The organism is Fulvivirga aurantia, assembly GCF_009711475.1.
Lineage (GTDB): Bacteria > Bacteroidota > Bacteroidia > Cytophagales > Cyclobacteriaceae > Fulvivirga > Fulvivirga aurantia.
This window is the reverse complement of record NZ_SMMD01000885.1, coordinates 1-13,663: the sequence shown is the minus strand read 5'-3', so window position 1 is coordinate 13,663 and position 13,663 is coordinate 1. Positions and strand designations below refer to the sequence as shown.

The window sequence follows — 13,663 nt, the reverse complement described above, 5'->3', positions numbered from 1 at the left end:
CAGAAAAGTGCAATTACCTGAAGAAGTGCAATCATTTTATGATGCTGGGAAGTATGAGAAAGCTCAAAAATATCACAAAACGAAAGATCGATTTTCATTTATAACCTCAGCATTTAGCTTTATTTTATCATTTGTAGTGCTGTATTTTGGGCTATTTGGATACATTGATGCCTTTTTAAGACCATTTATTGAAAATGAGATTATTCTCTCACTGGCTTTCTTTGGAGTACTCTTTATCGTTTCTGATCTGTTAAACATTCCTTTTCAGGTGTACAGTACATTTGTAATCGAAGATCGGTTTGGATTCAATAAGACAACACCCAAGACCTTTATTCTCGATAAATTAAAAGGCTATATACTAGCAATCATTGTAGGAGGGGCTCTCCTTGGTGTATTGATTTTTCTTATCTATGAGTTTGGATCACAGTTTTGGTTGTATTTCTGGGCTGTAGGTGCGGTATTTATCTTGATTGCCAATATGTTTTACACCTCGCTCATATTGCCCCTTTTTAATAAACTAACACCGTTGGAAGACGGTGAACTCAAAAAAGCCATAGAAGCTTACAGTAATAAAATTAATTTTCCCATCGATAACATTTATGTTATTGATGGCTCCAAACGATCTAAAAAGGCCAATGCTTTTTTTTCTGGAATTGGAAAGAAAAAGAAAATCGTTTTATACGATACTTTAATAGAAAACCATACAACCGAGGAGCTAGTGGCTGTTTTAGCCCATGAGGTAGGTCATTTTAAGAAGATGCACATCGTATATGGCTTTGGTATATCAATTCTACAAATGGGTCTCATGCTATTTATAATGTCATTTATGATTTTTAATGAGAACCTTTCTCAGGCATTGGGTGCGGAGCAATTGGCCTTACATGTAAACCTGATAGCCTTTGGTATTTTGTACACACCTATTTCTAAAGTTCTGGGAATAGCAGGAAATATTTTTAGTCGAAAAAATGAATTTGAGGCTGATGAATATGCCAAACAAACTTACAATGCTGACCAGCTAAAAAATGCACTTAAAAAGCTATCAGTGGATAGTTTGAGCAATCTTTATCCACATGAGGCTTATGTATTTGTGCATTATTCTCATCCTCCTCTGCTTAAACGATTGCACGCTCTGGATAAATAGGTGCTTAAATTTAAAGAATATTATAAAACAAAGGGCTTACTCAGCATCTCGCTAGGTAAGCCCTTGTTTTTTATTGAAATACCTGTGGTAGATTAATTCAATCGTTGCTTCAAAGTCAGTCCCAGACTACCTATAAGGAGTAAAATAAGCAGTAGCGATGAGGCGAAAGTGATTTTATCACCCACATAGTACGAGTCTGGCTCAAAAGTAAACTCAATTTTATGCTGACCGTCAGGTATTTTTAAAGCTCTGAGCACATAGTTAGCCCTAAGTATCTGTGCTTCTTTACCGTCAATTGTGGCTTTCCAGCCTACTGGGTAGTATATTTCAGAAAATACAGCCAATGCATTTTGTTCCACATTAGCAGTGTAAGAAACTTTGTTCGGAGTATATTTTTCAAGCGCAATTGTACCCGAAGTGTTAAAGGAAGTTTGATCGATCTCAAATTTGCTAATGTCTACTACAGCTTGATTAGATGTATTAATATCACAAGTTTTGCTGAGCTCTTCATCAGGGCTATTAGCTTTAATAATCTTACTCACAAACCACGCATTTCCATTGGCATGAATATTTGGAATAATTGCGTTTTTACCTGCTCCAAAGGTGAGGTATTTGGTGTTTAGCATATTTACAACACCATAACCTGATAGGTCCTGATTGCCTGACTGCAGACTTTGAATCATTTGCTGCGTCTCATTCTGAATACAGTGATCATAAAGGTCTTGGTATCTTCTCATTTTTGCACCATGATATCCACCTAAGGAATGATGATGATATGAGGTTCTGGCCTCATTCATAGCGCCTTGTAGATTATATACTCTATACTTCCCATTATCTTTCAAAATCTCTTTATCAGCGTCTGTAGGCTGGAAAAATGAGCGATCTGCAGATCTTTTGTAGTTATTTTCCCCAAAATACCGGCTATCAACAGCAGCTAAATCAATTAAAATTAACAAAGCGAAGATACCACCCATGATAGGGTAGGAGATCACCTTTTTTAATCTTAAGAATGCCACGGCACCGGCCAAAACAATAAAAATGAGAGACCTAAATGCATCACCACGCATAAGTCCTTCACGATCGTCAGAGAGTGCGTTTAAAAACCAGGCAGGCAGTTGCTCCTCACCCGGTCGTGTAAAGCTTGCCATACCGGCAAATACCACAACCAAAAGGCAGAAGCCACCTGTTACCCCCAACGCAGTGATGAGTTTTTTCTGAGTTTGTTTGTTGAGGCCTTTTTCTAAAAGCTTTTCTAAGCCAATGAAACCTAATAGCGGAATAGCTACAAAGGCCATGGTAAGTGCGAAGGTCACCGACCTGAATTTATTGTAGCCTGGGAAGTAGTCAAACATAAAATAATTGAAGGCTTTAAAGCTATCTCCCCAGCTCAAAATGATGGCTAAGGCAGTGACTACGCTAAGCCATATCACATATTTTTTATCACTCATTACCAGCCCAATGACGAATAAAAAGCATATGATCGCACCAGCGTAATATGGCGCTGTGAGCGGTTGGTTGCCCCAGTAAGCACTTGTATATCGGGCCAATTGATTGGCAGTTTGTTGGTCTCCGGCTCGCTGAAGTGCTTTTAAGACCTGGCTGTCCTCGTCCTGTACCAAATAGTTAGAACTGGCTCCGCCATAGTAATTCGGAATGATCAAAGTGAGTGGTTCTAGTATGCCATTGCTATACTGGAAAGCATAATCTTTATTAAGACCAGCCGTGTTATCTTCTTTTTCACCCAAAATTTTAAGCTCAGAAGGGCCTCTCATCGAATATTTGCTGTACTCATAAGTAGACCAGAATTTACCCGCAAAGGTGCCCACAGCCAAAATAGCTGCTACAATCAGAATACCTAGTTTGGTGGCAAACGGCTTTATTTCTCCTTTTTTTACAGCATCAATAAGCATTATAAGGCCATAAACCAAAACCATTAAAAGTAGATAATAAGTGATCTGAAGGTGGTTTTCTCTTAGCTCTAAGGCCAGTGCTGCGGCCGTAACACCAAACCCTAAAAGCTTATGACGGGTAAACGTAATATGAATACCGGCCAATACCAGTGGCATGAGCGCTATGGCACCTATTCTTGCATTGTGTCCCGCACCCAGCCCAATGATCAAAAATGAAGAAAGTCCGAAAGCCAAAGCACCACCAATGGCTAAGTAGGGCCTCACTTTGAAGGCTAATAATAGAATGTAAAAGCTGATAAAAGCCAGAAAAATGTTTCTCACAGGGTGAGGTAAACCCACCACTAGAACGCCTTTTAAAGTGGTAATGAGACCGTCACTCCACTTTACATCTACAAAATACCCTGGCATGCCGCCAAACATTGAGTTAGTCCAAAGACCTTCCTCCCCGGTTGCTTCTCTGTATTCTATGAGCTCCTGGGCACCACCTCGCCATTGATTAATGTCGTGCTGATCGAGGTTTTTATTGTCGAAAAAAAACGGTTTAAAGAAGATGAGAGTAACAATCAGGAAAGTAATGATCGCTACAAGATGGGGTAATATATGCTGGGTGAATTTTATGTTTTTCATGTATCGGTTTTTCTGAGGGTGCAAAATAGAAAAGTTTGAAAGCATAAAAAAAATAATTGCGCTGAGCAATTGATAGAAAGGTCATTTGCATGAAAATTCTATAACTAAAACACGGTTTGCTTGTTTACCCTGATACCTGAGATGTGGATGGTTGGCTTTATTATTTTTTAGAAACCAGCAATTATCTTAATAAGCTGACAGTGATTGACTTATGAAACCAAAGAAACTCCTTTTATACTTGTCGTTTCAGCTATGTATGGGGTCTGTGATGGCTCAAACATTTAATGAAACATTTGATGATGATCCGTGTGATGAATGCATGTCGTTTACACGTACACTTGCTGGCGTGGAGTTTATTTTTCAATCAGGGGGTGAAGATGCCGGTGAAATCTATCATACCTCGGGTTATGGAGATAATTCTTCACCAGCCATATTCTTGTATTCTGATGAATTTGACCGCAATACAACCGAAACATTCACGATTAAAAGGTCGGATGGTAATCAATTTATATTTACAAGCATCTTTATCAATAACAATGGACGTGATGTTGAAGTAATTGCCTATTTAGACGGTGACGAAATTGAAAAGCAAGAAATTGAAAATGATGAGGATGAAACACTTGATTTTGACGATATCCTTGTTGACGAAATTGTTATTTCCAGTAGGGATTTCTACTACACGTTCATCGATACTTTTAAAGGTGAGGTTGTAAATAATGCTGAAATCAGCATAACAGACGTTACGATCGATGAAGCCAATGCAACTGCTAATTTTGAAGTAACCCTGTCAGAATCAATTAATCAAGAGGTGAAGGTTGATTTCGCTACAGAAGACGGTTCAGCTAAGTCTGGCTCAGATTATACAGCACAAAGTGGAACAGTTACATTTAATCCCGGGCAAACTTCTCAAACGATCTCTGTACAAATTTTGGAGGATGCAGCCTATGAACAAAACGAAACCTTTTTTGTAAATCTCAGCAATGCAGAAAATGCCACAATTAAAGACGATAAAGGGGTAGGGACAATTTCTAATGATGATAACAGACCAACTGTTACAATTAGCACAAGCTCCGCTACTGTGGCAGAAAATATCGGGAATACAAGCCTAAGAGTGCAACTATCAGCTGCATCTTATCAAGATATTGAAGTTGAATTTGATTACAGTGGTACAGCCACTTCCGGAGACGATTATAATGGCCCGGGCGCGATAACGATACCGGCAGGAGAAACTGATGTCGAAAGAAATATATCAATCATAAATGATGAGCTGGATGAAACTAATGAAACAATCACTATTGACATTGATGAAGTAGAAAATGGGGACGAATCCGGCACTCAGCAGGTAAATATTACGATAAACGATGATGATGAAACACCAGTGATTGTAGATAATCAGGTATTTAATGTTGATGAAAATAGCAATGAAAACACGTTCATCGGTACTGTTGAAGCCACTGATGGCGATGAGGGCACTGAGTTTGAAAACTGGGAAATTACTTCCAATGTTAACCCTAATGGCAACGGAAAAGATGCTTTCAAAATTGATGATAACGGGAGACTCAGGGTTAGAGATAAGGATGATCTGGATTATGAGTCATATACAAGTTTTACCATACAGGTAAGGGTGAGTGATGGTGCTAATGTGAGTGCTCCCAAAGCAGTAACCATTAGACTTAATAATGTTGACGATATAGCTCCAACGATCGTAAGAAATGCGGGTATAACGCTACTTGAGGGTGCTACAGAGACTATTGACAGCAATGAATTACGCGCAAATGATATTGACTCAGATAATGGCTCCCTTACTTTTAGAATAAAAAATACTCCTGATCACGGTCAGTTAGAGCGCAGATCTTCCAGCGGGAATTCGATCAATAGCTTTACTCAAAATGAAATAAATAATAATCAAATTATTTACAGGCATGATGGTACAGACACAGTGCTCGATGAATTTGATTTTTCTGTGGAAGACCCCAATGGCAATGAGCTAAACGGGTTGACATTTAATATTGTAATTATACCCACAGATAACACACCTCCGGTCGTGGGTGATGACAGCTATTCCACTGATGAAGAAGTCACACTTGAAGTGCCTGCACCAGGTGTTTTAAGCAATGATAATGATTCAGAGTCAGAAGAAATTACCGCTACATTAGAATCTAATCCATCTAATGGATCACTGGATTTTAGAGCTAATGGATCTTTTACTTACACACCGAATGTGGACTTTGATGGTGAAGATACTTTTACTTACCGTGCGAATGATGGGGCTAATAGCTCTGATTTAGCTATCGTAACTATAACTGTAAACGGTATTAATGATGCACCTACTATTTCATCGATTGCCGATGTAGAGCTCGAAAAGAATGAGGCGAGTGAAGTTATTACATTTAGAATTGGTGATATAGACACAGAAACAAGCAGTCTGCGGGTCACTGCTGAATCTAATAATCCTAAGCTGCTACCCATGTCAGGCATCACTTTGGCAGGAGATGGTGAAAATAGATCTGTACAGCTTACACCGGTGGCAGATGAGATTGGTGAAGCTGTAGTGACGGTTAAAGTCACAGATGGCGAGTTAGAAGCATCTACAACATTTAATTTTTATGTTCTCGGTGTCAATACTGCCCCTACCAATATTTTCTTAAGTAGTAATCAATTCAATGAAGATATAGGTTTAAATGAGTTTATTGGTGCATTTACCACAGAAGATGTAGATGAACGTGACAACCACACTTACACGCTTGTCAACGGAATGGGAGATGATGATAATGAAAGGTTTTATGTGGTTGATGATCAGTTATTTACCAATGATGAGTATGACTATGAGCAACAGGCTACTTTTTCCATCAGAGTAAGCGCCAGTGATGGGAGAGGTGGGGTTTTCGAGAAGCAATTTAGCCTTAGTCTTGTACCTACTCCTGATGAAGAGTCTGATTTTGTGATTTACACGGGCTTTACGCCTGATGGTGACGGAATCAATGATACCTGGGAGATTGATAATGCAGAAAGGTATCCTGAGATGATCGTAAGGATTTACAACCGAAGTGGGCAGGAAATGTACAGATCGAGGGGGTATGAAAAACCCTGGGATGGAACCTATAATGGAAAAGCTCTTGGTGTAGACTCATATTACTACATTATTGAGCTCAATGAAGATGGCGTAAAACGTACTTACAAAGGTACAGTGATGATATTAAAATAATAGAGGTTGATTGTCATGAAAATACTTAAATACATTTGTCTGGTCGCTTTGCTTGCTAGTTTTTGGCATTCGGCAAGCGCGCAATCACAGCCACTGTTAGGTCAATACTTTCAGAATTTACCGGCATATGCTCCAGCACTTACAGGAGCCAACGATTTTTTGGATTTGAGGCTATCTACCCGCCAACAGTGGAGTGGTTTTGAAGGAGCTCCACGTACGTATTATGTGAGTGGCTACGCCATGCTTAGGACTTATAACAACCGTAAGAGACCACTTTTTAGAACAAGTTTAAGCGAAAGACTTAATAAAAAAATGCAAATTAAGCACGGGGTGGGAGGTTATATACAGTCAAATAAATTTGGGCCGCTCAGCCAGTTTGAAGCTAAACTTAATTATGCCGTGCACGTACCTGTATTCGCAAAAAGCTACCTGTCTATGGGTGTATCGGGTGGTATTTCAAGCAACCAGATTGATCTGTCTGAGGTCACTGTAAAAAATGATATCAACGACCCTACTTATGTTTCTTACATGCAAAATGGTAACTCCAATACTTACCTTGAAGCAAGTTTAGGGCTAGCACTGTACTCTGACAAGTATTACTTCTCATACACCATGGCTCCCGTGGTAAACACACAAATCAGTGGAAATGACAATGTAGAAGTAGGTGATAAAGAAAGCCGCCATCAAGCTATGTTAGGTCTGAGAATGTACCTCAATAAAGACTTCGAGCTTGTACCTAATGTATTTGCACGCTATGATCAAACTGCGCCTGTGCTTTACGATGCAGGTGCGCGGTTGAGGTATTTGCAGAAGTATTGGGCTGGTCTTTCTTACAGAAATGATGAAACACTCATCGGTATGGTGGGTATCACTGTAAACGATTTGTGGAGGCTCAGTTACTCATATGAGTATGATATGGGTGATTTTAGCAATTATCACTCGGGTACACACGAAATAGTGATTGGGTTACAACTCTACAACTACAATGGTCACGTGCCAATGTGGTAAGGTTGCCTCACACTTTGGGGATATGATTCCGCAAGATCCTCACATCTAGTACTTTAAGCTAAATCCCGTATTTTGACTTATAAAAAGGAAAAACCCTTCTAAAAATAAAATAGAAGGGTTTTTCTTTTAAAAGTCCACTATTAAGCCCTGTGTGCTCGTGGTTAGGAACAGATTTTGGATATCTGATCATGAAACTTTAATTAATACTTTACAAAAATTTTTGAATCCTTCAACATTCAAAAAAGAAACAAAGAAGAAACATAAACTCGTTTGCCAATGAATTAAACCAAAAGAGAAAGAACAACAATTAAGAGAACAACCAAAACCACAACTACGAAAATGGATAACTACCACATAACATATACTGGTAATCAATGGAAATTCTCCGGAGAAAATGCTGGAAAATCCATTAAGAATTTTGAGACTAAAGAAGAGGCTGTTGATTATGCCACTGAGTTTTTAAACGAGCATGACGGTTCTTTAAAAATTCACACACAAGATGGCAAAATAGAGGAGGAGAGAACTTATCCTCGTTCAGCAGACCCAAAACATATACCGGGCTAAAGCAGATTGATCAGGTGATCATTGAGAATTTTTAATGCTGCAATTAAAATTACAAATGAAGTGATTCTCTTGATAGTCATATGATCAAAACTTTTTATGGCAATGCGAGAGCCTATCTGGCCACCTAAAAATACGGAAAGTAATAAAGGCCAGGCCCAATAAATATTAACATTAATCTCGTTTTGGTACCACTGACCGGCCAGTCCTGACACAGAGTTTACTAAAATGAAGAAACTCGCAATAGCAGCGATTTGCTTGGCTTTATCCCATTTTATGAAATGAAGGAAAGGCGAAAGAAAAATACCGCCTCCAATTCCTATCATTCCAGAAATGAAACCGATTATACCACCAACCCCTAATGTATATTTTAGGGGTTTTTTCTTTGCTGGAGTTTTAAGGTCATCCTTTTTAAACCATAAAAGAATTGCTGCCACGAGTAAAGAAATTCCAAGAAGTATAAAAATTACTTTTTCTTCTATGGGCAAGTAACCCCCAAGAAAAGCTAATGGTACGCTGCAAATCGATATGATAGCCGCCTCTTTTAGCTTTAAACACCCGGATTTTATAAAAAAATAAGTACCCCCAGATACTACAATTATATTACATAATAGCGCGGTAGATCTTAATAGATGTAACTCAATGCCTGCCAAAATCATGATGGCCAAATAGCTTGAGCCACCTCCAAAGCCTACAGATGAGTATAGTGCCGCAATAAAGAAGAATAGTATAGAAAGAAGAACAACACTTTCCATCAACCGCCAATTGTTGACATAGACTCCCAGTTATCACTGAAGTTTCGTGATTTTTCGGCCTCAAATCCGTCTTTATGCCGGTTGTTAATGGCATTTATTATGGCTTGACTTATTTCTTGGTCAGACTGGTCGGCTCTTAATAATGTCTTTAGGTCCAGGCCGTGATTAGCATATAGGCAGGTGCGTAGCTCACCCTGAGCAGTTAACCTTACGCGATTGCAGCTTCCGCAGAAAGTACGCGTATAAGCAGCAATTACACCCACATTGCCTAAGCTTCCGGGGATTTTGTAATGGCTGGCCGTAGCATGCTTTGGATCAGTGATTTTTTGTAATGGAAATTCTTTCTCAATTTCCTTAATTATACGGGAGCTACTCCATGGTAAATCATAATGATCCGTTGTTGATCCATTGAAAGGCATTTCTTCAATAAATCTCACAGAAACCGGCATTTTTAAGCTCAAAGCAGCCATAGGCAAAATGTCTTCGATATTCTTACCAGGCATCACTACCATATTGATTTTTGTATCAAAACCATGGTCTACAAGTTTGATTAGCGTCTCATAGACTTTTTCAAACTCATCTCTTCGTGTGATTTGCTTAAAACGATCTTGGTCGAGTGTGTCCAGACTGAGATTTACAGATTTTACACCGATTTGCTTTAGGTCATCAAGATATTGGGCGGTTAGTAAGCCGTTGGTGGTAATGTTGATGGTTTGTAAGCCTTCAGTCTCGGCTAGGCGATATAAAAATGGCACCAAATCTTTTCTAACGAAAGGTTCCCCTCCCGTAATTCTTATTTTTTCAATACCTAATTGGCAGAAGATTGATACCAGACGCTCCATTTCTTCATAGGTGAGTAACGCCTGCTTTGGTAAATATTTGATACCCTCTTCCGGCATGCAATAGAAGCACCTGAGATTACACCGATCGGTAATGGCTAATCTTAGGTAATTGATGGGGCGGCCCCAATTGTCGACAAGTTTTTGGTGAGCCATATATCAAAACTACTCTTTTTTATACTGCTTTGCTAAAACCTGATTTTATAAGTAATCCTGATTAATTAAACGAATTTGTAAAATTTGAGGTAAAGATCGCTGGCCTAAATTTATGAACTAATTGATTTTACGGATAGATTAGTACCTATGAGGTTAGAAGTATTATTATTTGGAATTACAAAGGATATAATCGGTGAAGATCGGCATGAGATTGAGCTCAATTCAAATACCTCTGTAGCTGAGCTAAAAAAGCTACTGATCGACCGGTACCCAAAGTTGGAAAAGTTAAATTCGCTTTTAGTGGCTGTAAATAATGAGTATGGCAACGATGATTTACGGCTTAAAGCTGGGGATGAAATAGCACTAATTCCACCTGTAAGCGGAGGCTGATGATAAAGATTACGAACGAGGTTTTAGACCGTGATGCAATCATAAGTGCAGTTGAGGTTGACTCGGCTGGCGGTATTTGCAGTTTTATAGGCACCGTGAGAAATGCGACTAACAACAAGAAAGTACAGCGATTGGAGTTTGAGGCTTATGAAACCATGGCTCTCAAAGAACTTCAAAAAATTGTTGATGACATAAAACAAAAATGGCCGGTTAAAATGGTGGTAATTCACCATAGAACAGGCCTTGTTAATATTGGGGAAGATGCTGTGGTAATCGCAGTATCTTCAGCGCATAGAAAAGAAGCTTTCGCTGCTTGTCAGTATGCAATTGACACCCTCAAACAAACCGTTCCTATCTGGAAAAAGGAGGTGTTTGAGGATGGTGAAGAGTGGGTTTCAGCCCACCCTTAAATAAATAGAAATATTGAAACGACAATCGATAGAGCTGCTAAAAAGCTAAATGCCAAAATACCCGCCAACTCTTTAGCTATTGTATCACTTCCATCGTTGTTGAAAATCTGATCAAATTTAGAATCTCTCATAACTTTAGACAATTTGTTTAGCTGAGAGGTAGCAATTATGATGCTGAAAAAATATATACCAGAAATCAGGCTACGCAAAAAATGCCTGTAACTCACTTATTGTAAGGGAATAATAACTTTTTACCTCTTCTAAGCATTTAAGCCCTCCGGCTTTTTTAGCTTTTTTTCAGTAGAATTAATTTCTTCCCATATATGGAAAAATTTCTACAACTGTTACATTTTGCCTCTAAGAATCAGTGATTTTACCCGTTCAAACTGGCTCGGTTCGTCAACACTGAGCAAGAAGTCTTTATCTTTCTTATCAACAGTTTTCACAGCTTGTGTCATTAAAAAGTGTCTGGGACTGGGGTTGTTCTTCGATTGTTTCAGTAAAAGCGGAAAGGCCTTAGGCTCATAAATGGAAAATAAAGGGTGTGGTTTATTGTCCGTGCTGAGAAAGCAAGTGGCCATTTTGTGAATGTCTCGGAAGCTAACTAATTCGTCAATTTCTTTAGAAGTAATCAGAGGCATATCACAAGCTACCACCAACCAGGCCACATTAGGATGTTTTTTAAAAGCACTTAAAATACCGTTTAATGGACTGTTAATCTTAAAATGATCGGTAATGAGAGGAAGGTTTTTTGGCCCTAGACTGTCCTTAGTAGAAATATAAACCTTTGACAAAGATTGCTGAAGTAGCTCATATAGGTGCTCTTCCTGCGGTTTGTTGTAATAGGTGAGTGCACCCTTTCGCTTACCCATTCGAGCACTCATGCCACCGCTAAGTACGAGGCCATATATTTCAGGCATTTCTGTTGAAGTCGCTTTTACCACCACTTTTCGAAATAAGGCGTGTTTCTTTGATGATGATGTCATGAGAAAGCGCCTTGCACATGTCGTACACGGTAAGTGCCGCAACGGAGGCCCCTGTGAGAGCTTCTATTTCTACACCGGTTTTGCCTGTTACCTTAGCTTCACAGGTAATTATAATGTCATTTCCCTTAGTCGTTATGTCGATTTTGCAGTTAGATAATGGCAGTTGGTGACAAAATGGAATAAGATCGGCAGTCTTTTTGGCTCCCATTACACCAGCAATAATGCTCGTCTGAAAAACAGGACCTTTTTTGGTAACTAGTTCATTGCCAGTTAGCTGATCCATGATTTCCTGAGTAACGCTCACCCGGCTTTCGGCCACAGCCCGTCTTTCAGTAATTTCCTTATCTGATATGTCTACCATTTTGGGGTTGCCATCCGCCCCGATATGTGTTAATTTGCTCATAATACAACAAAACTACGAAAATGATTGATGTAGAAGAAGCCTATAAAATTGTGACCAGCCACTTGCACCGTTCCGACAGTGAAGAGGTACATATCGAGGAGGCTATGGGTAAAATACTGGACGAAGATATATTGGCAGATAGAGATTTTCCACCTTTTAACAGAGTAATGATGGACGGGATAGCCATTGATCATCATGCCTGGCAAGAGGGTGTAAGATCATTTAAAATAGAAACCATGCAACCCGCTGGTGCCGCACAGACTATTCTCAAAGAGAAAACTAATTGCATAGAAGTGATGACAGGGGCTGTTTTGCCGCAAAATACCGATGCGGTGATCAGATATGAAGATTTAGCCTTTGAAGAAGAGTCGCTGGTGAAAATTGATATGGATGAAGTCATTCCTTTTCAAAATATACATTTAAGAGGAACCGATAAAAAGAAAAAAGACCTGCTACTCAAGCGGGGTAGAAAGATTTCTGCAGCTGATGTAGCAGTAATGGCTACTGTGGGTAAATCGACTGTACGAGTAATTAAAGCACCTAAAATCGCACTGGTAAGTACTGGCGATGAGTTGGTAAACATAGATGAAACACCGCACCCTTACCAAATAAGAAAATCAAATATCTACGCCTTGCAGGCTGCGCTAAAAGATTTAGGCTGCAAGAGTGAGAACTTTCACCTGGCCGATGAACTGGACTCAGTTAAGAAAGGATTAGAGAAAATTTTTGAAGAGTATGACACGATCATTCTAAGCGGTGGAGTGTCTAAAGGCAAAAAAGATTATGTGCCCGAAGTATTAGAGCAATTAAGAGTTGAGAAGCTATTTCACCGTGTGTTACAAAGGCCCGGCAAACCATTCTGGTTTGGCAGGAGGGAGGACGACAAAACTGTGTTTGCCTTACCGGGTAATCCGGTTTCTACCTTTATGTGCTTTTATAAATATGTAAAGCCTTGGTTGCAATTATCTGCAGGTGTGAAGCCGAAGACCACTTATGCTGTGCTTGACCATGATTTTGATTTCCCGCCTACGCTCACCTATTATTTGCAGGTAAAACTGGGATCATCAGAATCGGGAGAGGTAATGGCGACCCCGGTAAAAGGGCAGGGGTCTGGAGATTTGGCCAATTTGTTAGAGGCAGATGCATTTTTAGAACTCCCGAAGGATCAACAGCACTACAAGAAAGGTGAGGTGTTTCCAGTCCTGATTTATAGAGATATTTTATAGCGGCTCTGCTGCAACCTTTCTTAGAACGTCACTCAGAGACATAACT

At 39.4% G+C, this 13,663-nt stretch carries 13 protein-coding genes; 7 read left to right on the top strand and 6 right to left on the bottom strand.

All coding sequences use genetic code 11. The features are described 5' to 3' along the window. A partial coding sequence (locus E1176_RS14820; protein WP_155211417.1) for a M48 family metallopeptidase occupies nucleotides 1–1,141 on the top strand: 1,141 nt, incomplete at its 5' end. 92 nt (nucleotides 1,142–1,233) lie between these two features. Here E1176_RS14820 and E1176_RS14815 read toward each other — a convergent pair. Beyond that, nucleotides 1,234–3,678: a YfhO family protein gene (locus E1176_RS14815; RefSeq protein WP_185152830.1), complete on the bottom strand. Its 2,445-nt coding sequence runs from the start codon at nucleotides 3,676–3,678 to the stop codon at nucleotides 1,234–1,236. 211 nt (nucleotides 3,679–3,889) lie between these two features. On the opposite strand from E1176_RS14815, the gene E1176_RS14810 reads away from it, so the two are divergent. From E1176_RS14810 to E1176_RS14800, 3 genes are all read left to right on the top strand, one after another. Continuing rightward, complete coding sequence (locus tag E1176_RS14810; protein ID WP_155211415.1) at nucleotides 3,890–6,883, top strand: Calx-beta domain-containing protein; 2,994 nt, start codon at nucleotides 3,890–3,892, stop codon at nucleotides 6,881–6,883. Between the two features lie 15 nt (nucleotides 6,884–6,898). Continuing rightward, nucleotides 6,899–7,891 carry a PorP/SprF family type IX secretion system membrane protein gene (locus E1176_RS14805; RefSeq protein ID WP_155211414.1) on the top strand — a complete coding sequence of 331 codons (993 nt, stop codon included), beginning with the start codon at nucleotides 6,899–6,901 and terminating at the stop codon, nucleotides 7,889–7,891. Nucleotides 7,892–8,230: 339 nt separating this feature from the next. Then, nucleotides 8,231–8,455, top strand: a complete 225-nt coding sequence (locus E1176_RS14800) for a DUF2188 domain-containing protein (RefSeq protein WP_155211413.1) — start codon at nucleotides 8,231–8,233, stop codon at nucleotides 8,453–8,455. On the opposite strand, the gene E1176_RS14795 is transcribed toward E1176_RS14800, so the two are convergent. Both E1176_RS14795 and moaA read right to left on the bottom strand, forming a co-directional pair. Continuing rightward, on the bottom strand, nucleotides 8,452–9,207 hold the full coding sequence (locus tag E1176_RS14795; protein WP_155211412.1) for a sulfite exporter TauE/SafE family protein: 756 nt from the start codon (nucleotides 9,205–9,207) through the stop codon (nucleotides 8,452–8,454). The genes E1176_RS14800 and E1176_RS14795 overlap by 4 nt on opposite strands. Continuing rightward, nucleotides 9,207–10,202, bottom strand: a complete 996-nt coding sequence (moaA, locus tag E1176_RS14790; protein ID WP_155211411.1) for a GTP 3',8-cyclase MoaA — start codon at nucleotides 10,200–10,202, stop codon at nucleotides 9,207–9,209. The genes E1176_RS14795 and moaA overlap by 1 nt, the downstream gene beginning before the upstream one ends. 147 nt (nucleotides 10,203–10,349) lie before the next feature. On the opposite strand from moaA, the gene moaD reads away from it, so the two are divergent. Both moaD and E1176_RS14780 read left to right on the top strand, forming a co-directional pair. Beyond that, complete coding sequence (gene moaD / locus E1176_RS14785) at nucleotides 10,350–10,592, top strand: molybdopterin converting factor subunit 1 (RefSeq protein ID WP_155211410.1); 243 nt, start codon at nucleotides 10,350–10,352, stop codon at nucleotides 10,590–10,592. Then, on the top strand, nucleotides 10,592–11,002 hold the full coding sequence (locus E1176_RS14780; protein ID WP_155211409.1) for a molybdenum cofactor biosynthesis protein MoaE: 411 nt from the start codon (nucleotides 10,592–10,594) through the stop codon (nucleotides 11,000–11,002). The genes moaD and E1176_RS14780 overlap by 1 nt, the downstream gene beginning before the upstream one ends. On the opposite strand, the gene E1176_RS21265 is transcribed toward E1176_RS14780, so the two are convergent. The 3 genes from E1176_RS21265 to moaC form a co-directional block, all read right to left on the bottom strand. Beyond that, nucleotides 10,999–11,133, bottom strand: a complete 135-nt coding sequence (locus E1176_RS21265) for a hypothetical protein (protein WP_281349570.1) — start codon at nucleotides 11,131–11,133, stop codon at nucleotides 10,999–11,001. The two genes, E1176_RS14780 and E1176_RS21265, sit on opposite strands and share 4 nt — an antisense overlap. A gap of 213 nt (nucleotides 11,134–11,346) precedes the next feature. Next, a complete protein-coding gene (locus E1176_RS14775; RefSeq protein WP_185152829.1) occupies nucleotides 11,347–11,922 on the bottom strand; it encodes an NTP transferase domain-containing protein in 576 nt (191 codons plus the stop codon). Further along, the gene (moaC, locus tag E1176_RS14770; protein ID WP_155211407.1) at nucleotides 11,915–12,391 is read right to left on the bottom strand and encodes a cyclic pyranopterin monophosphate synthase MoaC; all 477 of its coding nucleotides are present in this window, start codon (nucleotides 12,389–12,391) and stop codon (nucleotides 11,915–11,917) included. The genes E1176_RS14775 and moaC overlap by 8 nt, the downstream gene beginning before the upstream one ends. 20 nt (nucleotides 12,392–12,411) lie before the next feature. Between moaC and E1176_RS14765 the strand changes: the two genes are divergently transcribed. Then, nucleotides 12,412–13,617 (top strand): molybdopterin molybdotransferase MoeA, encoded by a 1,206-nt coding sequence (locus E1176_RS14765; RefSeq protein WP_155211406.1) that lies wholly within the window; start codon nucleotides 12,412–12,414, stop codon nucleotides 13,615–13,617. The last annotated feature ends 46 nt before the right edge of the window (nucleotides 13,618–13,663 follow it).

What these genes read in the sequence shown, in the direction of transcription:
- E1176_RS14805 (WP_155211414.1), top strand. Translation starts at nt 6,899, where the DNA reads ATGAAAATACTTAAATACATTTGTCTGGTCGCTTTGCTTGCTAGTTTT.
- E1176_RS14780 (WP_155211409.1), top strand. Translation starts at nt 10,592, where the DNA reads ATGATAAAGATTACGAACGAGGTTTTAGACCGTGATGCAATCATAAGT.
- E1176_RS14775 (WP_185152829.1), bottom strand. Translation starts at nt 11,922, where the DNA reads ATGCCTGAAATATATGGCCTCGTACTTAGCGGTGGCATGAGTGCTCGA.
- E1176_RS14800 (WP_155211413.1), top strand. Translation starts at nt 8,231, where the DNA reads ATGGATAACTACCACATAACATATACTGGTAATCAATGGAAATTCTCC.
- E1176_RS21265 (WP_281349570.1), bottom strand. Translation starts at nt 11,133, where the DNA reads ATGAGAGATTCTAAATTTGATCAGATTTTCAACAACGATGGAAGTGAT.
- E1176_RS14765 (WP_155211406.1), top strand. Translation starts at nt 12,412, where the DNA reads ATGATTGATGTAGAAGAAGCCTATAAAATTGTGACCAGCCACTTGCAC.
- moaD (WP_155211410.1), top strand. Translation starts at nt 10,350, where the DNA reads ATGAGGTTAGAAGTATTATTATTTGGAATTACAAAGGATATAATCGGT.
- moaA (WP_155211411.1), bottom strand. Translation starts at nt 10,202, where the DNA reads ATGGCTCACCAAAAACTTGTCGACAATTGGGGCCGCCCCATCAATTAC.
- moaC (WP_155211407.1), bottom strand. Translation starts at nt 12,391, where the DNA reads ATGAGCAAATTAACACATATCGGGGCGGATGGCAACCCCAAAATGGTA.
- E1176_RS14795 (WP_155211412.1), bottom strand. Translation starts at nt 9,207, where the DNA reads ATGGAAAGTGTTGTTCTTCTTTCTATACTATTCTTCTTTATTGCGGCA.
- E1176_RS14810 (WP_155211415.1), top strand. Translation starts at nt 3,890, where the DNA reads ATGAAACCAAAGAAACTCCTTTTATACTTGTCGTTTCAGCTATGTATG.
- E1176_RS14815 (WP_185152830.1), bottom strand. Translation starts at nt 3,678, where the DNA reads ATGAAAAACATAAAATTCACCCAGCATATATTACCCCATCTTGTAGCG.